Below are 19,082 nucleotides of genomic sequence, written 5' to 3'. Positions count from 1 at the left end.
TGGCGGACCCCGGCTCACGAGCTTCAAGGGCCGACCGTCTCAGACGGCCGGCGCCATAGCACTTCAGCCTTCCAGATCGTCCGGGATGTCGTAGCCGTTCTCCTCGAACCAGCGCACGGCGCCCGGATGCCAGGGCATGAAGCTGTTCTGGGAGAAGTTTTCCGGCAGCGTCTCCTTGGCCGAGCCATGGACCTTGAGCATGCGCTCATGCTCTTCCATCACGGCCTTGGTGACCTCGTAGACCAGTCCCTCCGGCATGTCCTTGTGGGTGATGGCGAAGTTCCAGATCGACACCGCCGGTGTCGGCTCGTCCAGCGACTGATAGGCGCTGGCCGGGATCGACGAGGCGCTGAGTGCCGGGAAGTCCTCGAGGAACTGCTCACTCTCCTCCGGCGAGAACGAGAAGATGTTGACGTCGGCCTGGGCTTCCAGCTGACTGAACGCCGATACCGGAATCCCCGAGGCGAAGGCGAACGCATCGAGCAGGCCATCCTGGACCTGACCGGCCTGGTCGGCAGCGCCGCCGTTGCGGGTATCTGCCTCGATCCCGAGCTTGTCGAAGATCTGCGGGAAATACAGATCACCGGTACCACCGGCCGGCCCGATACCGACGGTCTTGCCGTCGAGGTCATCGATGGAATCGATGCCCGAGTCCTTGAGCGCGATCACCTGCAGCGCCGTCTGGTACATCGGGAAGACCGCGCGCACGTCGGTGTGCTCGACCCCCGGTGCCAGCTTGCTGTTACCCTGCCAGGCCTGATAGGCCGGTCCCATGGTGACCATGCCGAACTCGTGCTCGCCCATCTGCACCATGGTGACGTTCTGCACCGGGCCACCGGTGACCTCGGCGCCGAACGAGATGCCGGTGCGCTCACCTACCAGGTTGCCCCAGCCGCTGCCGTAGATGTAGTAGGTAGCGCCCTGGCTACCGGTGCCGATGGTGACACTCTGGGGCCAGTCACTCTGGTCGTCGGCGGCCATGCTCGGACTCGCCGCCACCGCGGCGATCACTGCACTGAAAAGAAGGGTTTGGGATTTCATGGCGTTGCTCCTTGGCGTTGTGATTGTTACTGCCAAGCCTCTCGATGGGCTCGTGGAGCGGGGAGTCTCTGCTCGGAAGCCGAGCCTCCCCGAATCCCGCGTCGGTGTTTCGGCATCGATGCCATCCGACGGGGGCAAGGTCATCGCCTCCTGCCCGCAGGGGGCAGGAAACGACGGGGATCTCAGACTCAGCCCTGGGCCTCGATGTCGGCGCAGATGGCCGCCGTCACGTCGCGGGTCATGGCGTCGCCGCCCAGGTCCTTGGTCTGCATGCCGGACTCGGTCAGGCGCTCGATGGCCGCCATCAGGCGCTCGGCGGCGGTGTTCTCGCCGAGGTATTCGAGCATCATCGCCGCGGTCCAGAACGAGCCCACCGGATTGGCGATCCCCTGGCCCGCGATATCGAAGGCAGAGCCATGGATCGGCTCGAACATGGAGGGGAAGCTGCGCTCGGGGTTGAGGTTGGCGGTAGGCGCAATACCCAGGCTGCCGGAAAGCGCTGCCGCAAGATCCGAGAGGATGTCGGCGTGCAGGTTGGTGGCGACCACCACATCCAGGGTCTCGGGCTTGAGCACCATGCGGGTGGTCACCGCATCGACCAGCTCACGATCGATCTCGACCTCGGGGAAGTCCTTGGCCACCTCGAAGAACACCTCGTCCCACAGCACCATGCCGTGACGCTGGGCGTTGGACTTGGTCACCAGGGTCAGCTTCTTGCGCGGGCGGCTCTGGGCCATCTCGAAGGCAAAGCGATGGATCCGCTCGATGCCCTTGCGCGAGAAGATGGAAAGCTCGGTGCCGATCTCGTCGGGCAGCCCCTGGTGCACGCGCCCGCCGTTGCCGGAGTATTCACCCTCGCTGTTCTCGCGGATGATCACCCAGTCGATCTTGTCGGCGCCCTCGAGACGACTCTTCACGCCCGGCAGCACCCGCGCCGGGCGCACATTGGCGTACTGATCGAAGCCCTGGCAGATGGCCAGGCGCAGATCCCACAGCGACACGTGGTCGGGCACGTCCTGGCTGCCCACGGCGCCAAAGTAGATGGCGTCGAACTTCGCGAGCTTCGCGAGGCCACCCTCGGGGATGTACTCGCCCTGTTCCAGATAGCGCTTCGAGCTCCAGTCGAAGTCCTCGAATTCGAAGTTGAAGTCGCCGCTCTTCTTGGCCAGCGCCTCGATGACCTGCTTGCCTGCCTCGATGACCTCAAGGCCGATACCGTCACCGGGAATCACCGCCACCTTATGCGTTCTCATCTGCTGTCACCTCACTGAAGATTCTGTAAACCGGAGGTCTTGCCGGGTTCACGAAGGCTAGGTGACAGGGACAATTGGCGGCAATAGACTGGCGGTTGAAGCTACCATGACGCCTGGGTTAACCATGAAATCGCTTGCCGACCTCGAATTCTTTGTCATCCTGTGTGAAGCGGGCAGCCTGTCGCGCACCGCAAAGGATCTCGACATCACCCCGGCTGCTGCCAGCAAGCGCTTGGCAAATCTGGAAAAATCCCTGGACACCCAGCTTTTTTACCGCACCCCGAGAGCCATGAGTCTGACCCCGGACGGGGTCGTCATGTTGCGCTACGCGAAGCGCATGCTGGCCGACATGGAAGCGCTTCACCATGCACTAAAGGTGAACGCCGACGAAGCCTCGGGACAGATAAGAATCAACGCCCCCTTCGGATTCGGTCGACGTCACATTGCTCCTTTCGTCGCATCTTTCGTCGAACAATTCCCCGATATCGACTGTCAGCTTCACCTCTCGGATCACCCGCTTAATCTGGTGGCAAATGCCTTCGATATCGGTATCCGATTCGGCACCCTTCCCGACTCGGGACTGCATGCCAGAAAGATCGCCTCCCACCGACGTCTGCTTTGTGCATCACCCGAATATCTGAAGAAACACGGGCATCCCGACACCCCGGAAGCATTGAGCGAACACAACTGCATCGTGCTCAGACAGAACGAGGACACCTACGGCAACTGGCGCTTCACCCGGGGAGAACGTCACCATCAGGTCAAGGTCCGTGGCAACCTGTCGGCCAACGACGGCGAGAGCGTGCTGACCTGGGCCATTCGCGGCCACGGCATCGCCGTGCGCGCCGAGTGGGACGTGCACGAACATCTGGAGCAGGGACGCCTGGTACGGGTGCTGCCGGACTACCAGCTACCCAACGCCGACATCTACGCGGTCTACCCCTACGCCGATCACCTGCCGATCCGCATCCGCCGCTTCATCGACCATCTGGTCAGCGAGATGGAGGCCTTGCCGTCGCATGAGTAGGCAGGGGGGGACGAAGCGTCTACACCGACTGGCCGCAGGCCACGGCCGACGCCCAGGCCCACTGGAAGTTGTAGCCGCCGAGTTCGCCGGTGACATCGAGCACCTCGCCGATAAAGCGAAGCTGGGGCAGGCCCTGGACTTCGAAGGTCTTCGACGAGATGGCGTCGACGCCGACGCCGCCCATGGTCACCTCGGCGGTGCGCCAGCCTTCGGTGCCGGCGGGCTTGATGCGAAAGCGGTTGAGGAAGTCCGCCCAGGCCGCAAGGCTTGCGTTGGAGCGCTCGGCGAGTACGCCGTCATCGCCCTGCCACTCCACCAGGGACTGCGCCAGGCGCTTGGGGTAATGCTCGGACAGCCAGGTAGACAGGCGACGCTTGGGGGTATCGCGGCGGGCCTGACACAGCGCCTCGAAGGCGTCCTTGCCGGGCATCAGGTCGATCTCGAGGTCGTCGCCGTGCTGCCAGTAGCTGGAGATCTGCAGCATGGCTGGACCGGACAGCCCACGGTGGGTAAACAGCAAGGGTTCACGATACTCGCCCCCGCGACAGCGGGCGACGACGTCGGTGGACACCCCGGCAAGCGCCGCCGCCCGCTCCTTCCACTGCGAGGTCAGGGCAAAGGGCACCAGCGCCGCCCGGGTCTCGGTGACCTCCAGGCCGAACTGACGGGCGATATCGTAGCCAAAGCCGGTGGCGCCCATGCTGGGGATCGACAGCCCACCGGTGGCGACGACCACTGCACCGGCATCGATGCGCCCGGCGGAGGTGGCCAGGCGCATGCCCTCGCCCTGGCGTTCGATGCGCTCGACACTGGTCTTCAGGCGTAGCTCGACGCCGGCCCAGTCGCATTCGGTCAGCAGCACCTGGAGCAGGTCCTTGGCGGAGTCGGCGCAGAACAACTGTCCCGGCGCCTTCTCGACGTACTCGAGGCCGTGGCGTTCGACCAGCTCGACGAAGTGCTCCGGGCGATAGCGCTTGAGCGCCGAGATGCAGAAGTGGGGATTGGCGGAGAAGAAGTTGGCCGGGGTCGTCGCCATATTGGTGAAGTTGCAGCGCCCGCCGCCGGACATCAGGATCTTCTTGCCCGGCTTGTTGGCGTGATCGATCACCAGCACCGAGCGTCCGGCGTAGCCCGCCGTCAGCGCACACATCAGACCGGCGGCTCCGGCACCAATCACTACCACGTCAACCTTCATGGATCATTCCCCTCACCGCCCGTTGTTCGCATCACGCCCTGACGCCCTCGTCGGCAGCGCCTCACCCTGGGCTGGTCGCCATGTGCAAGCGCGCTGCCGAAACCCTTGGCGCAACAAAAGCCCGCCATACTAGCAGAGCCGTCCACTCGATTCGCCCTGAAACACCGTGGCATGCAACGGCCTGTTGTTACTCGGCGAACGACTTGCGAAAAGATTGTGCAACCCGCACCTTGCTCAAGCCAGCGAGGCCATGTCTCAGGCATGCTGTCGCTATCCTCGGACACTTGTGTACGACCATCGTATCCGATCGTTTACGCTGTGCGTCGGCCACGCCTCGAGCGCCGTCCACCGTAGAATGCCCAACGCAGGAAGCTTGCCATGCCGTCAGTTCGTTGCCCCAGGACCCTATCGCATCGCACGTCGAGACCAGGGAGGATGGGGGTTCGCCTGGCCCTGGCTCTGGTGTTGGCCCCGGTGCTGGCGGGTGTGGTGTCGCCCAGCCTGGCGCAGCAGCGCGGTGCCGGCACCCAGGGGCCTCCCCCCACCCCGGTGATCGCCGCCGAGGTGACCCAGGAGGCCTGGTCCGATCCGCTGGAGTCGCTGGGGACGCTGTCGGCCAACGAGAGCGTGACCCTGTCGGCCACGGTGACCGACACCGTCTCGGCGCTCAACTTCGAGGGCGGCGAAGAGGTCAGCCGTGGCGATGTGCTGGTGGAGCTGTCCGACATCGAGGAACGCGCCGCCCTGCGTGAGGCCCAGGCACTGCGCACCGAGCGACAGAACGCGGTCAATCGCTTCGCTCAGCTCGAAAGCCGCAATCTGGCGCCCCGCGCCGACGTCGAGGACAGCCGTGCCCAGCTTCAGCAGGTGGACGCGACCATCGCCGGGCTCGAGGCGATGCTCGAGAACTACCGGGTCAAGGCGCCCTTCGACGGCGTGGTCGGGGTGCGTGACATCAGCGTCGGCACCCTGGTCACTCCGGGCACCGAGCTGACCACCCTGGACGACGTCTCCCACATGAAGCTCGACTTCGACGTGCCCGAGGTCCAGCTCGGTTCGCTGTCACGGGGGCTCACGCTTACCGCCACCACCGCGGCCTACCCGGACCGGGTGTTCGAGGGCGAGATCGCCACCATCGACTCGCGCATCGACCCTATCAGCCGCAGCATCTCGGTGCGTGCCCTGCTCGACAATGAAGAGAGGCTGCTGCGTCCCGGCATGCTGATGCGGGTGACCATCGCCAGAAGCCCGCGTCAGGCGCTGGTGATTCCCGAGTCCGCGCTGGTCCCGGAAGGCCAGCGCCAGCGGGTGTGGGTACTGACCACGCGTGAGCCGACGTCGACCGAGGCCGGTGAGGTGGTCCGCCGGGATATCGAGGTAGGCTCGCGGCGCGAAGGCGACGTGGAAGTCGTCAAGGGACTCGAGGCCGGCGAGCTGGTGGTCACCCACGGCAATGACCGCCTGCATGAAGCCTCCCGGATCACGCTGATCGGCGTCGAGGACGACACCACCAGCGTCAGCGACATTCTGCTCGAGCAGCGCCAGGGAGACGACACCTGATGCGCCTGTCCGACGTTTCCGTCCAGCGCCCGGTGCTGGCCACCGTCCTCGCCGCCCTGATCGTCGCCTTCGGCCTGCTGGCGCTGACCCGTCTGCCGCTGCAGGAATACCCGACCATCGATCCGCCCATCGTCAGCATCCGCACCGCTTACCCCGGGGCGTCCGCCGACGTGGTCGAGACCCGTATCACCCAGGTACTCGAAGAGCGCATCGCCGGCATCGCCGGCATCGAGGTGATCTCCTCCACCTCCACCGACGGCAGCTCCAATATCAACGTCGAGTTCAGCCTGTCCACCGACATCGACGCCGCCGCCAATGACATGCGCGACCGAATTTCCGGTGCCGCCGACAATCTGCCGGACGAGGCCGACCCACCGGAGGTGCGCAAGGAGGACACCAGCTCCGAGGTGGTGATGTGGCTGATGCTGTCCGGCGAGGGCTATACCACGGCGGAGCTGACCGACTACGCCGAGCGCTACCTGGTGGACAGCTTCTCGGTGCAGGAAGGCGTTTCCGGGGTGTTCGTCGGCGGCGCCAAGGAATACGCCATGCGGGTGTGGCTCGACAATGACGCCCTGGCCGCCCGCGGCCTGACCGTCAGCGACGTGGAGTCCGCACTCAGGGCTGAAAACGTCGAGCTGCCCGGCGGCGCGGTGGAGTCACAGGATCGTCAGTTCATGGTGCGCCTGCCACGAAGCTTCTCGACCCCCGAGGACTTCCGCGCCCTGGTGCTCGATCGCGGCGAAGGCGGCTATTTGGTGCGCCTGGCCGACGTGGCCCGGGTGGAACTCGGCACCGTGGAGGAGCGCTCGCTGTTTCGCGGCAACGGCCAGACGGTGGTGGGCCTTGGCATGGTCAAGCAGTCCACCGCCAACGTCATGGCGCTGTCCAAGGCGGTGCGCGCCGAAATGCAACGGCTGTCCCCTCGCCTGCCGGACGGCATGAGCCTGTCACTCAACTACGACGCCTCCACCTTCGTGTCCGGCGCCATTCGCGAGGTGGTCAGCACCCTGTTGATCGCCATCGGCCTGGTGGTGGTGGCGATCTTCGTGTTCCTCGGTAACCTGCGCACCACCCTGGTGCCGGCGGTCACCGTGCCGGTCACCCTGATCGGCACCTTCGCCGCCCTGGCGGCCATGGGCTTCACCATCAACCTGCTGACCCTGCTGGCGCTGGTGCTGGCCATCGGCCTGGTGGTGGACGACGCCATCGTGGTGCTTGAAAACATCCATCGACGCATGCACCTGTACGGCGAGACGCCGCTGGTGGCGGCCTTCCGCGGTGCCCGCCAGCTGGCCTTTGCGGTTATTGCCACCAGCCTTGTGCTGATCGCGGTGTTCGTGCCCCTGAGCTTTATCCAGGGCGACGTCGGCAAGCTGTTCACCGAGTTTGCCCTGACCCTGTCGGCGGCGGTGGCCATCTCCACCCTGCTGGCGCTGACCCTGACCCCGATGATGGCCTCCAAGATCCTGTCGCCAAGCCTTCACGAGGGGCGCCTGGCCCACTGGGTCGACCAGGGGCTGAACTGGGCCCAGGGCGTCTACCGGGCTTGCCTGGAGGTCGTGCTCAAGGCGCGCTGGCTGGTGGTAGCCTGCTTTGTGGCGATGCTGGCCGGGATCGCCTGGCTGTATCCTCAACTGCCGGCCGAGTACACCCCGCGGGAAGACCGCGGCACCTTCTTCGTCATCATCAGCGGCCCGCCCGGCGCCACCTTCTCCTATATGGAGGACTACATGGACGAGGTCGAGGCACGGCTGTTGCCCCTGCGCGAGACCGGCGAGGTCGAACGGGTGCTGATCATCGCTCCCCAGGGGCGCGGCAACACCGAGAACTTCAACTCCGGTTTCACCATCGTCGGACTGTCGGACTGGGCCGAGCGTCGACCCGCCTGGCCGATCATGAACGAGGTGCGCCAGTCACTGGCCGACCTGCCCGGCATCCGTGCCTTCCCGGTGATGCGCCAGGGCTTCGGCGGCGGCACCGAACAGGGCGTGCAGTTCGTGCTTGGCGGGGGCAGCTACGAGCAGCTGGTGACCTGGCGCGACGCCCTGATGGACCATATTCGCCAGACCAATCCGAGACTGTTGAACCTCGAGAGCGACTACGAGGAAAACCAGCCCCAGCTCAACGTCAATATCGACTACACCCGCGCCGCGGATCTCGGCGTCACCGTCAGCGAGATCGGCCGCACCCTGGAGACACTGCTGGGTGGCCGCACCGTGACCCGCTTCACCGACCAGGGCGAAGAATACGACGTCATCCTCGAAGGCGAGCGCGGCTCCACCCCCACGCCGAGTTCCCTGGACAACGTGCGGGTGCGCTCGGACCGCACCGGTGAGCTGATCCCGCTGTCTAGCCTGGTCACCGTCGAGGCCTTCGCCGGTCCCAGCCAGCTCAACCGCTACAACCGCCTGCGGGCGATCACCCTGCAGGCCGACCTTGCCGACGGCTACTCCATGGGCGAAGCGCTGGACTACCTCGAGAACGCCGTCAGTGAGGTGCTGCCGGCGGGCGTGCAGACCGACGTCAAGGGCGCGGCCCGGGACTATCGCGAGTCCACCGGCGCCACCACCTTCCTGCTGGTACTCGGCACCCTGGTGGTCTTCCTGGTGCTGGCGGCCCAGTTCGAGAGCTTCGTCCATCCGCTGGTGATCATGCTGACGGTACCCCTGGCCATCGGCGGCGCCCTGCTCGGCCTGTGGCTGACCGGTCAGTCGCTGAATATCTATAGCCAGGTGGGCCTGGTCATGCTGGTGGGGCTCGCCGCCAAGAACGGCATCCTGATCGTGGAGTTCGCCAACCAGCTAAGAGACGAAGGCACCGAGTTCCGCGAGGCGCTGATGCGTGCGGCCATGACCCGCCTGCGTCCCATCGTGATGACCTCGGTCACCACCATCGCCGGCAGCGTGCCCTTGATCCTGTCCAGCGGCGCCGGCGCCGAGACGCGCATCGTCATCGGCACCGTGATCTTCACCGGCGTCGCCGCCGCCACCTTCTTTACGCTGTTCGTGGTACCGGTGGCCTACGATCTGATGGCACGGCGCACCGGCTCGCCCGGCGACGTGGCGCGCAAGCTGGAGCGAGAGATGGAACAGTCGCCGGACGCACACTGAACCGTTGTCCTGGAAACCAGCGTTCTAAAAACCTGCGTTCTCCAGGCAGTCGGCCAGGGTCTCCAGCGCCGGGATACCCTGGACGTCGGTGGCGAGCCAGGGCACCCGCGGACGCGGCAGGTGGGCGAAGGTCGTATCGATACGCGCAAGGTAGGTCTCTTCCTGCACGCGACGGGCGGCAAGAAAGTCGCCGTCCGCCTCTACCGGCAGTACGCGGTTGACCAGGGTGGCGGCAACGGGAATCCCCGCCTCCTCCAGCGACGCCACGGCACGGGCGGTCTCGAGGATCGGCAGGCGTTCCGGCGTCAGCACGAACAGGAAGCCATTGTGACTTGCGTCCTGGATGCGCCGGCGGGCCTGATGAAACAGCCGCCGTCGCGCCAGCAGGGTCTCGGCGATATCCCGGGTGCGCGGGTCCTGATCCCGGGACGCTGCCTCGTCGTCCGACTCGAACGGCGAGGTCACGTCGCGCCGAGAGCCAGGCGTCAGATGGGCCAGCACCTTGCCCAGATGCTCGGACTTGCGGCTGTGGGCGAGCAAGCCGTCGGTCCAGGCAGCCATGGCCTCGGGCAGGCTCAACAAGCGCAGCGTATGACCGGTGGGCGCGGTGTCGAACAGCACCAGATCGTAGGGCAGGCTGTCGTCGGTCATCAGCCGCGACAGCCGCTCCAGCAGCGCCGCCTCCTGGGTCCCCGGCGACTGCCGCGACAGGCGCATCTGACGTTCCAGCTCATCCATCATGGCAGGCGCCGCATAGCGCCGCATCTGGGCGGTCACCCGCGCCAGATGCGCCTCGACCTCGCGATCAGGATCGATCTCCATGGCGTCCAGGCCGGGCAATAGCCGCCGCGGGGTATCCCCGAGTTCACTGGCAAAGACGTCGCCCAGGCTATGGGCGGGGTCGGTGGAGGCCACCAGCACGCGCTTGCCTCGGCGTGCCGCCAGCACGCCCAGCGCCGCCGACATCGAGGTCTTGCCGACGCCGCCCTTGCCGCCGACCCACAGTCGGCGACGATCCAGCAGTTCCTTCATGGTCTTCCCTTGTCCATTCTGGTCCCTTGTCAGCCCAGCCCTTGTCAGCCCTGCCCTTGTCAGCCCTGCCCTTGTCAGCCCTGTCCTTGTCAGCCCGGTACAGCGTTACCCCCTGTCCAGCGCACGCTCGGTCCCGGCAATTGTTGCTAGAGGGTGTCGTGATCGTCCTCCGCCCCCGGTTCAACAGCAGCGGAAGTCGTCCAGCGGCGAGCGCTCCATGCCCATGCGCTGGTGCCAGTCATGGAACCGTTCCATCAACAGTGGCTGAAGCTCCAGAGTGTAGTAGCCCACCGGATTGGGCATGCCCATCAGCTCCGAGAACACCAGCAGCATGAACAGGTCGTCCTCGTCGCGCCGGGCGCGGGCGATGGCGCCGCGGTACGGCGCCGAGTAGGACTCCTCGGCGAAGTGGCGCGCCGACGATAGCCAGCGACGCCACTTGGCCAGACCCTCGTCGTGATCGCTCACGGCGCCTCCCCGCGCACCTCATGACGCAGCCGCTTGAGCGCCGAGGCGCACTCCATCGCCACCAGCACCGAGGCGATCAGCACCACGATATCGAGCGCCAGCAGGAAGTAATTGCCTGCGACGAAGAAGCTCTTGAGCTGGGCCAGCAGCGCCAGCACCGTGACGATCAGCAGGAACACCAGAGGAATCAGGGTGTAATAGACCGGGCGATGGTTGCGCATCAGCATCACCGTGACCACCAGCAGGGTCAGGCCGGCCAGCAGCTGGTTGGTGGTACCGAACAGCGGCCAGATGATCAGGCCACCGGAACCGTCTGCCCCGGCACCGAAGGCCAGCACCAGGCACGACAGCACCGCCAGCAGGGTCGCCACCGCCGGCTTCTTCATCCATGGCTGGTCGTAGATCTCACCCCACTCCTGGAAGATGTAGCGCTGCAGGCGCAGGCCGGTATCCATGGTGGTGCCGGCGAACAGTGCCGCCATCACCGTGAGCAGGGTCGCGGCGGTGGCCTGGGGCAGACCGATGCCGTTGTGGATGATGAAGGCACCGCCCTCGACGAAGGCGTTGACCCCGCCCTTGCCGAAGGCGTCGTACATGGCCTGCCAGTCGCCGAGGGTGGCGAAGCCTGCGGTGGCCGCCAGGATCGACCCCAGCGCCAGCATGCCCTCGCCCACCGCGCCGAAGTAGCCGACGAAGCGCACGTCGGTCTCGCGATCCAGCTGCTTGGAGGTGGTGCCGGACGACACCAGACCATGGAAACCGGAAATCGCGCCGCAGGCGATGGTCACGAACAACAGCGGGAACAGCGACGGCGTGCCCTCGGGTACATCGCTGTTGAAGCCAGGCGCAACAATGTCCGGGTTCAACAGCGCCAGGGCGCCGTAAAGGATGATCAGGCCGATGAACAGCTGCAGGCCGTTGATGTAGTCGCGCGGCTGCAGCAGCATCCACACCGGCAGCAGTGAGGCGATGGCGGCATAGCCGAACAGCAGGAGGATCCACACCGCCTGACCGGACAGCACGCCGACCTCGGTGGGCATCTGGATCGGCACCGCCGGCCCGATGCCGATCAGGGCGTAGAGCGCCACCACACCGATCACCGATACCAGGCCAAGGCCGATGATCCGGCGATAGATCAACTGACCGATGACCAGCGCCACCAGGATGGCGCCCCACACCGGGATGACCGCCGAGGGGAACTTCATCATCAGGCCGGCGATGACCACGGCAAAGACCGCGTTGACCATCAGCAGCAGCAGGAAGATCACGATCATGAAGATGCTGCGGGCACGGGTGCCGACCACTTCCCCGGTGAGCGCGCCCACCGACTTGGCCTTGTTGCGCACGCTGGCCCAGATCGCGCCGGCGTCATGGACCCCGGCGAAGAAGATGGTGCCGAAGATGACCCACAAGAAGGCCGGTACCCAGCCCCAGATGACCGCGATGGCCGGGCCGACGATGGGTGCCGCTCCGGCCACCGAGGTGAAGTGGTGGCCCCACAGCACGTAGCGGTTGGTCGGCACGAAGTCGACGCCATCTTCGAACTCGTGGGCGGGGGTGACGAAGTCCCTGGACAGCTTCAACACCTTCTCGGCGATGAACTTCGAGTAGATGAAGTACCCGAGGGCCATGGCGGCCAACCCCAGGACCAACACGATGACTGCACTCATGAGCGACTCCCTTGCGGCAGGTTATTGGTAACGGCCTTGCGTCGAGGGTCCCTTCCTGAAAGCACAGCACCCGTAGCCACCAGGCTCTCCTCGACGTCCTACCCCCTGCTTAACAGCTTTGTTTTTATTGGAAAAACAGCATCCTGGATATCCGCCAGAATGTGGACCGAGATCAACTATCGTTGCTGGATCTGGCGTTGCTGGACCTGGCCTGGGGTTCGCCCGGTCCAGGCCAGAAGAAGGGATTGTGGGCCACCTCCCAGAGGTGCCCGTCGGGGTCGGCAAAGTAGCCAGAGTAGCCGCCCCAGAAGGCCTTCTGCCCAGGCTTGAGCAGGTTCCCGCCCGCTCGCCGGGCCTGGAGCAGCACCGCGTCCACTTCTTCGGGGTCCTCGGCCATGTAGGCCAGGGTCACGCCGCGAAAGCCCTCGCCACCGGCGTTGACCATCAGGTCATCGGCCAGATCGTGCCAGCCGTACAAGGCAAGCCAGGTACCCTGCAGCGAAAAGAAGGCGATCCTGGGGGCGCTGTCTTCCAGGCGAGGCCAGCCAAGCCCCTGTTGATAGAAGTCGATGGCCCGTTCGAGCGAGTGAACACCGAGGGTGATCATTCCGATACGCGGCTTGGGCGCGCGGGGTTCGACCTTTGCCATCTGGCCCTCCTGACGCTTTGGCGTACGACAGCTATTGCTGAGAGCCTAGACGGGAAAACTCTGATGCTGGAGATACAAAAAACCCGCCGTGTCGAAACGACACAGCGGGTATCAAGGTGGTTAAGCTTTTTCGTCGGATGCGTAGGCGATCGTCAGGTGTCGCGATCCTGTGGGTCTGAGGCACGCGCGCACTGACCGGGGTCTAGTCTAGCCTGGCTAGAATTGACCTGGCCTCGCCTCGCACCCGCCGTCGACAATCGCAGGCACCTTTCAGACAAGCCTCGGGCTTTCTTCGGAAGGTCGGCGAGCACCGGCACTTTTCGCGCAAGCCTTCCGCTTTATCCTTGGCCTTCGACAACCAGCTTATAGTCCAGGGTCGGATTCAGCGGGCAGGAGTAGACGTATTCACCGGGTTCCAGGCTGACGGCGAAATCCCCGGTCTGACCGGTGCCGAGGCCACCGCCGGACACGCTGGGTAGCCGAGCGCGGTTGAGCAGGCCGTCGCCACGCAGCCAGAAACCCAGGTCATAGGGCACGCCCTCGTTCTTGACCCGGAACACATAGTCTCCGGCGGGCACTTTCAGCACCCTGGCCTCTGCCAGCCGCGCCTCACCGGTGTCGTCGTTGAAGGCCTCGCAGTCGGCCTTGCTCTGGGGGTGAATGCCGTGATCGGTGCCGTTCTCGCTTTCCAGGAACTGACAGCCGACCTGGGTCAACTCGATGACGGTTGCCTGACCGGAGGACGTGTCGGCTGCCTGGGCTTGCTGTGAATGGGCCGGCGCGACCCAGCCCAGTGCCCCCACCAGGCCGAAGGCCAGGGCCCAGCTCGCCCACCCCACCGTCTGGCCTTTCTCTCCATCCGCTTGCATGTTCGCCACCCTCCTTTGCATGATGATGCCTGGTCTGGTCATGGCGCCGACATTGCTGCGTTCACACCTGCATCTATCGCGACGTTCGAAGCAAGGTCGGGGCCTACTTGCCGTTGTCGCTATCGTTACGTCAAGCCTTACGACCAAATACAAGGACTGCAAAGCGTTGGCGTCGAACACAGAAGATCGACCGCCATGGATGCCACAGCGACTATGCTGAGAAAATCCCGTCACGCTGCATCACGACGTGAGTCCCGCCGTCCCCGACAAGGAGATTCAAGATGCTCGAGCAGATTCCCCACCCGGCCGAACACGTGGTCGCCATCCGCGCCGGCGGTACCGTGACCGCGCAGGAACTCCAGCAAGCCATCGATCTGATCGAAATGACCAAGAAGCGCTGCCCCAAGGTCAGCCTGGTGGCGGAACTCGACAACCTGCGCTGGATGACCCTGACCGCGCTGCTACGTGACCTGGGCTATGGCCTGACCCAGATCGGCGAGCTTGACCACTACCATCGCGCCGCGGTGATCACCGACAAGGAGTGGATCAAGCACATCGCCCATCTCGAGGACAAGCTGGTCAGGAAGATCGAGATCCGCACCTTCTCCCACAAGGAGCACAGCGCGGCCATGGAGTGGGTGGCCGAACTGCCCGAAGCAGCCACCGATGACGCCGATGAAGAGCCCGAGCAAAAGGGCTACCACGGGGCCTGACGCACATCAGGCGCGAGCGGCTCAGTCGGATGCCTTGTCGCCGGTCTCGACGCCTGCCCCGACACCCGTATCGGCGGCTGTCGTGGCACCCGCCGTCCCACCTTCCCTGCGGCGCAGCAGGTGGGGGCCGAGCTGGTCGATGGCGGTCACCCCGAGCAGCGCCATGTTGCGCTCGATCTCCTCGCTCATCAGACGAATGGCGTGGGCGACCCCTGCCCCTCCGGCGACGCTCGCCGCATAGTTGAAGGGCCGGCCGACGAACACGAAGTCGGCCCCCAGCGCCAGCGCCTTGAGCACCTGGCCGCCGCGGCGAAAGCCGCCATCGATCATCACCGGAACCTTGCCCTCCACCGCCTTCACCACCTCGGGCAGCATGGTCATAGGCGCCACCGTAGCGTCGAGCTGGCGACCGCCGTGGTTGGACACGATCAGACCGTCGGCGCCCGCCTGGCAGGCCCGGCGTGCGTCGTCGGGATGCAGGATCCCCTTGACCACCAGCTGGCCGGGAAAGCGCGAGCGCACGTGCTCGAGGGTCGACCAGTCAAGATGACGCCGGCCGGCGAAGTCGCGGGCGGCGTGCTTCGCCAGCACCGGCACCCCGCGCGTCGCCGCGTTGTTCTCGAAGTGGGGAACGCCATGACGCAACAGGGTGCGCAGGAAGGTGCCGGTGAGCCAGCGCGGACGTGTCAGACCATCCCAGGCCAGCCGCGCGCTCGGCTTCAAGGGGCTCGAAAAGCCCGAGCGACGATGGTTTTCCGGGTTGGGCGGCACCGGGTAGTCGACGGTGATGACCAGACGCTTGTAACCGGCCTGGATGACCCGCTCAAGCAAGGCGTCGATGCCCTCCAGGGTGCCGGGCAGGTAGGCCTGGAACCAGTCCGCACCGGTGGCTTCGGCGAGTTCCTCCATGGGTATCAACGAGGATGCGCTGACGATCATCGGGATCTCGGCACGCTGGGCCTGTTCGGCCAGCACCATGTCGCCCCGGTAGGCGGTCAGCGCGCTGATACCCATGGGGGCGATACCGAAGGGCTGCGAGAACCGTTGCCCCAACAGCTCCACCTCGGTGGAAATCGACGACACATTGACCAGCGCCCTGGGCAGCCAGTGCACCTCGTTGAAGGCCTCGCGACCGGCCCTTGCCGTCTCGCCCTCCTCGGCCACGCTGGCGACATAGCCGAACAGGGGCCGCGGCAGGTGGCGACGCGCCGCCCGCTCGAAGTCGTCCAGGCTCAGGATGCGCTCGAGACGTCGCTTCATGATGCCCTCCCTGCTCGCCAGGATGACTCGTTGACGGCGTTGACCGGGCCTTCGCCGACCAGCGCACCGATCAGGTTGTCCACCGCGCGCCGCGCCATGGCAGCACGGGTCTCGTGGGTGGCCGAACCGATATGCGGCAGCACCACCACGTTGCCCATGCGCGCGAGCGGCGAGTCGGCGTCCAGCGGCTCCCGGGTAAAGACGTCGAGCCCGGCGGCGCCGATGGTGCCCTGTTCCAGCGCCTCGATCAGTGCCGTCTCGTCGACGACCTTGCCCCGGGCGATGTTGATCAGCGCGGCGGAGGGCTTCATCCGGGCAAGGGCGTCGGCGTCGATCAGGTGATGGGTGTCATCGCTGTAGGGCACCGCCAGACAGACGATGTCGGCGCGCGCGAGCAGCTCGTCCAGGGAGCAGTGTTCGGCGCCGAGGTGTTGCTCGAGCTCAGGCTTCGGTGCCCGCGCGGTGTACAGCACCGACATGCCGAAGCCCAGCGCGCCGCGCCTGGCGATCGCCGCGCCGATACGCCCCGCGCCGACGATGCCCAGTGCCTTGCCGTGCACGTCGTGACCAAACTGGTCGGGACCGACATGGGACGTCCAGCGTCCTTCCCGCACCATGCAGGACAGCTCCACCAACCGCCGCTGAGTCGCCATGATCAGGGCAAAGGCGGTATCTGCGGTGGTCTCGGTAAGCACGTCCGGGGTATTGCACAGCAGGATGCCCCGACGATTCATCGCCTCGAGCGGCAGCTGGTCGTAGCCGACCGAGATGGTCGACACCACCTCGAGATTAGGAGAGCGCTCGAGCATCGCCTCATCGAGTTCGAGCTTGCCGCCGATCAGACCGTGGGCGCTGGCCATCGCTGCCTCGAAGGCCTCGCGATTGCCCTCGTTCAGATCCTCGAAATAGTCCACCTGCCCCACCTCGTTCAAGGCCGCGAGTTCCTCCTCGCCCAGCCGCCTCAGGGCGACGATACGAGGCGCCTGCCCACGATCGCGGGCAGCGGGTGCTTTATCCATGTTGTTCCTCCTTGAGTCCCGGCATGGCGAAGTCTCGCTCTTCCAGCGCCGCGATCAGCTCCTGGCGACGCCCTGCGGCCAGTTCAATCAAGGGCGGGCGTAGCGTCGCCCAGGACGCCTGTCCCGAAAAATGTGCGGTAGCCACCTTCATCGCCGGTATCAGCGGATAGCGCTCGAACAGATCGCGCATGGCGTTCAACCCTGCCTGGCTTTCATCGGCCTCGGCTGTCTGCCAGTCGGCGGCGAGCCCGGCGATGGCCGCCGGATTGACGTTGGCGGTGGCACTGATGCAGCCCGCTCCCCCGCCGCGCAGCGTATCCAGCAGAAAACGCTCGCTGCCGGCGTACACCGCAAAGCCGTCGGAGCCGAAGGCGTCGATCAGTGCCTGGGTGTTGGCGAAGTCGCCACCGCTGTCCTTGATCCCCGCGACCATCTCGGGGAAGGCCTCGCGCAGCCGTGCGATCAGCTCGATCGACAGCGGCACCTGGGCCACCGGCGGAATATGGTAGAGATACAGCCGTAGGCGCGCATCGCCTACCCGCTCGATGACCTCGGAATAGTAGCGATAGAGCCCCTCGTCGCTGACGCCCTTGTAGTAGAACGGCGGCAGCATCAGCACTCCGGCCGCGCCCATGTCTACCGCGTCGCGGGTCAGCACGACCGTATCGTCGATGGCACAGTGGCCGGTGCCCGGCATCAGCCGGGAGGGATCGATGCCCGCCTGCCCCAGCTGTGAGAGCAATTCGCGTTTCTCGCCAAGGGTCAGCGAGTTGGCCTCGGAGTTGGTGCCGAACACCGCGAGTCCGACCCCGTGGGAGTCAAGCCAGCGGCAGTGGGCAATAAAGCGCTCGGTATCGACGGCGAGATCCGACGTGAAGGGGGTGATCACCGGCGACCAGGCGTCGCTGGCATGGGCCAGGTTGGTGGCTGTCATGATGCGATTTCCTTAAATGGGGTGGAGCGCTCGATCGGGGTCGGGCGCCGCCCGACCAGCGGCCGATGACGACGGGTCACGACCAGGGCTCGCTGGCGTAGCGCTCCAGCGCCTCGCTGTCGAAGTTGAAGCCAAGGCCCGGGGCGCTCGGCAGCAGCAGGTTGCCGTCGGAGAACTGAAGCTGGGTGTCGATCAGCCGGCGGAAGTTGAGGACCTGGTCATCGGCGAAGAACTCCACCATGCGCGCGTTGGGCGCCGAGGCCACCAGGTGCACGTGCAGGTCATGGAACCAGTGGGGATAGACCTCGACCCCGTAGCTCGCCGCCGTGGCGGTGATGCGGCGAAACTCGGTGATGCCGCCGCACACGGCGGCGTCGGTCTGCAGGATCATCGCCGCCTCCTTGTCCAGCAGCTCCTTGAAGCGCCAGCGTCCGGCCTCGATCTCGCCGGTGGCGACCGGCACCGGGGTACGCTCGGCTAGACGGCGGTGGTTGTCGATGTCGTCGGGGCTGAACGGCTCTTCGATCCAGAACGGCGAGTACGCTTCGGCCATGCGCATGAACGCAAGCGCCGAAGGCAGGTCGCGCCAGGCGTTGTTGGCATCCATCATCACCGCCACGTGTGGGCCGACTGCTTCGCGCACCGCCGCCAGTCGCGCCTCTTCCCCGGCCAGGTCCTCGCGGCCCACCTTCAGCTTCACCGCCTTGAAGCCCTGCGCCACGTAGCCGGCCATTTCCTCGCCCAGCATCTCAGGCGTCTTGCCGTCGAGGTAGTAGCCGCCACTGGCGTAGGCCGGGACGCTGTCGCTGTCACTCGCCCCCAGGTACTTGTACAGCGGCAGCCCCGCCGCCCGGGCGTTGCGATCCCACAGGGCGGTGTCGAGAATACTGATGGCCCGCATCACCGAGCCACAGCGACCATGCAGCAGCGACTCCTGATACATGGCCTGCCACAGGCCTTCGGTGGCATGGGCGTCGGCCCCCAGCAGTACAGGCCTCAGCAGTTCGCGAACCGCCTGTGATACCAGCAGACCGGCATTGTTGCCGCCGTAGCAGAAGCCGATCCCGACCACGCCGTCGTCGCCTTCGACCTCCACCAGGGCGTAGTCGCGCTTGAACACCTGACGATTGGAGAAGCTGGTGGGATGGTCCAGCGGAACACTGATGGTGCGGGCACGGACGTCGCTGATACGCGTCATGGTGGGCTCCTTTCAAGATATTGTTGTGGTTGTCGCTAGCGTGGTTGCAGGCGTGGATGAAGCGCTGTCACCGCTATTGAA

The 19,082-nt window shown here is 65.6% G+C and carries 16 protein-coding genes; 4 read left to right on the top strand and 12 right to left on the bottom strand.

Annotated elements, in window-relative coordinates; all coding sequences use genetic code 11:
* Nucleotides 1–63 precede the first annotated feature (63 nt).
* Nucleotides 64–1,041 (bottom strand): TAXI family TRAP transporter solute-binding subunit, encoded by a 978-nt coding sequence (locus tag C9F12_RS00200; RefSeq protein WP_108447603.1) that lies wholly within the window; start codon nucleotides 1,039–1,041, stop codon nucleotides 64–66.
* Between the two features lie 188 nt (nucleotides 1,042–1,229).
* Nucleotides 1,230–2,294, bottom strand: coding sequence for a tartrate dehydrogenase (locus C9F12_RS00195; protein ID WP_045993316.1), 1,065 nt, complete (start codon nucleotides 2,292–2,294; stop codon nucleotides 1,230–1,232).
* A gap of 124 nt (nucleotides 2,295–2,418) precedes the next feature.
* Here C9F12_RS00195 and C9F12_RS00190 point away from each other — a divergent pair, with 124 nt between their 5' ends.
* Nucleotides 2,419–3,321 (top strand): LysR family transcriptional regulator, encoded by a 903-nt coding sequence (locus tag C9F12_RS00190; RefSeq protein WP_108132603.1) that lies wholly within the window; start codon nucleotides 2,419–2,421, stop codon nucleotides 3,319–3,321.
* A gap of 19 nt (nucleotides 3,322–3,340) precedes the next feature.
* On the opposite strand, the gene C9F12_RS00185 is transcribed toward C9F12_RS00190, so the two are convergent.
* Entirely contained in the window at nucleotides 3,341–4,516 is a 1,176-nt protein-coding gene (locus C9F12_RS00185) for an NAD(P)/FAD-dependent oxidoreductase (RefSeq protein WP_108447602.1), read from the bottom strand.
* A 435-nt stretch (nucleotides 4,517–4,951) separates the two neighbouring features.
* On the opposite strand from C9F12_RS00185, the gene C9F12_RS00180 reads away from it, so the two are divergent.
* Both C9F12_RS00180 and C9F12_RS00175 read left to right on the top strand, forming a co-directional pair.
* Nucleotides 4,952–6,076 (top strand): efflux RND transporter periplasmic adaptor subunit, encoded by a 1,125-nt coding sequence (locus C9F12_RS00180; RefSeq protein WP_108447601.1) that lies wholly within the window; start codon nucleotides 4,952–4,954, stop codon nucleotides 6,074–6,076.
* Nucleotides 6,076–9,189 (top strand): efflux RND transporter permease subunit, encoded by a 3,114-nt coding sequence (locus tag C9F12_RS00175; protein WP_108447600.1) that lies wholly within the window; start codon nucleotides 6,076–6,078, stop codon nucleotides 9,187–9,189. Before C9F12_RS00180 ends, C9F12_RS00175 begins: the two co-directional genes overlap by 1 nt.
* 24 nt (nucleotides 9,190–9,213) lie before the next feature.
* Here the strand turns inward: C9F12_RS00175 and C9F12_RS00170 are convergent, their stop codons facing one another.
* From C9F12_RS00170 to C9F12_RS00150, 5 genes are all read right to left on the bottom strand, one after another.
* A complete protein-coding gene (locus C9F12_RS00170; RefSeq protein ID WP_108447599.1) occupies nucleotides 9,214–10,221 on the bottom strand; it encodes a TRC40/GET3/ArsA family transport-energizing ATPase in 1,008 nt (335 codons plus the stop codon).
* 180 nt (nucleotides 10,222–10,401) lie between these two features.
* Nucleotides 10,402–10,668, bottom strand: a complete 267-nt coding sequence (locus C9F12_RS00165) for a cory-CC-star protein (RefSeq protein WP_045993347.1) — start codon at nucleotides 10,666–10,668, stop codon at nucleotides 10,402–10,404.
* A 17-nt stretch (nucleotides 10,669–10,685) separates the two neighbouring features.
* Nucleotides 10,686–12,359 (bottom strand): carbon starvation protein A, encoded by a 1,674-nt coding sequence (locus C9F12_RS00160; RefSeq protein WP_108132599.1) that lies wholly within the window; start codon nucleotides 12,357–12,359, stop codon nucleotides 10,686–10,688.
* A gap of 172 nt (nucleotides 12,360–12,531) precedes the next feature.
* Nucleotides 12,532–13,008 carry a VOC family protein gene (locus C9F12_RS00155; protein ID WP_108447598.1) on the bottom strand — a complete coding sequence of 159 codons (477 nt, stop codon included), beginning with the start codon at nucleotides 13,006–13,008 and terminating at the stop codon, nucleotides 12,532–12,534.
* Between the two features lie 338 nt (nucleotides 13,009–13,346).
* Nucleotides 13,347–13,877: a hypothetical protein gene (locus tag C9F12_RS00150; RefSeq protein ID WP_204248959.1), complete on the bottom strand. Its 531-nt coding sequence runs from the start codon at nucleotides 13,875–13,877 to the stop codon at nucleotides 13,347–13,349.
* A gap of 281 nt (nucleotides 13,878–14,158) precedes the next feature.
* On the opposite strand from C9F12_RS00150, the gene C9F12_RS00145 reads away from it, so the two are divergent.
* Nucleotides 14,159–14,590 carry an STAS/SEC14 domain-containing protein gene (locus tag C9F12_RS00145; RefSeq protein WP_045993324.1) on the top strand — a complete coding sequence of 144 codons (432 nt, stop codon included), beginning with the start codon at nucleotides 14,159–14,161 and terminating at the stop codon, nucleotides 14,588–14,590.
* 21 nt (nucleotides 14,591–14,611) lie between these two features.
* Here C9F12_RS00145 and C9F12_RS00140 read toward each other — a convergent pair whose 3' ends face one another.
* From C9F12_RS00140 to C9F12_RS00125, 4 genes are all read right to left on the bottom strand, one after another.
* Nucleotides 14,612–15,850 (bottom strand): alpha-hydroxy acid oxidase, encoded by a 1,239-nt coding sequence (locus tag C9F12_RS00140; protein WP_045993325.1) that lies wholly within the window; start codon nucleotides 15,848–15,850, stop codon nucleotides 14,612–14,614.
* Nucleotides 15,847–16,869: a D-glycerate dehydrogenase gene (locus C9F12_RS00135; protein ID WP_108447597.1), complete on the bottom strand. Its 1,023-nt coding sequence runs from the start codon at nucleotides 16,867–16,869 to the stop codon at nucleotides 15,847–15,849. Before C9F12_RS00135 ends, C9F12_RS00140 begins: the two co-directional genes overlap by 4 nt.
* Nucleotides 16,862–17,803: a dihydrodipicolinate synthase family protein gene (locus C9F12_RS00130; RefSeq protein ID WP_108447596.1), complete on the bottom strand. Its 942-nt coding sequence runs from the start codon at nucleotides 17,801–17,803 to the stop codon at nucleotides 16,862–16,864. Before C9F12_RS00130 ends, C9F12_RS00135 begins: the two co-directional genes overlap by 8 nt.
* Before the next feature lie 76 nt (nucleotides 17,804–17,879).
* Nucleotides 17,880–19,001 (bottom strand): mandelate racemase/muconate lactonizing enzyme family protein, encoded by a 1,122-nt coding sequence (locus C9F12_RS00125; protein ID WP_108447595.1) that lies wholly within the window; start codon nucleotides 18,999–19,001, stop codon nucleotides 17,880–17,882.
* Nucleotides 19,002–19,082 lie beyond the last annotated feature (81 nt).

It is taken from the genome of Halomonas sp. BN3-1 (genome assembly GCF_003056325.1).
Classification (GTDB): Bacteria; Pseudomonadota; Gammaproteobacteria; order Pseudomonadales; family Halomonadaceae; genus Halomonas; species Halomonas litopenaei.
The sequence above is the reverse complement of the archived record's forward strand: the minus strand, read 5'-3'. Positions and strand labels throughout refer to the sequence as shown.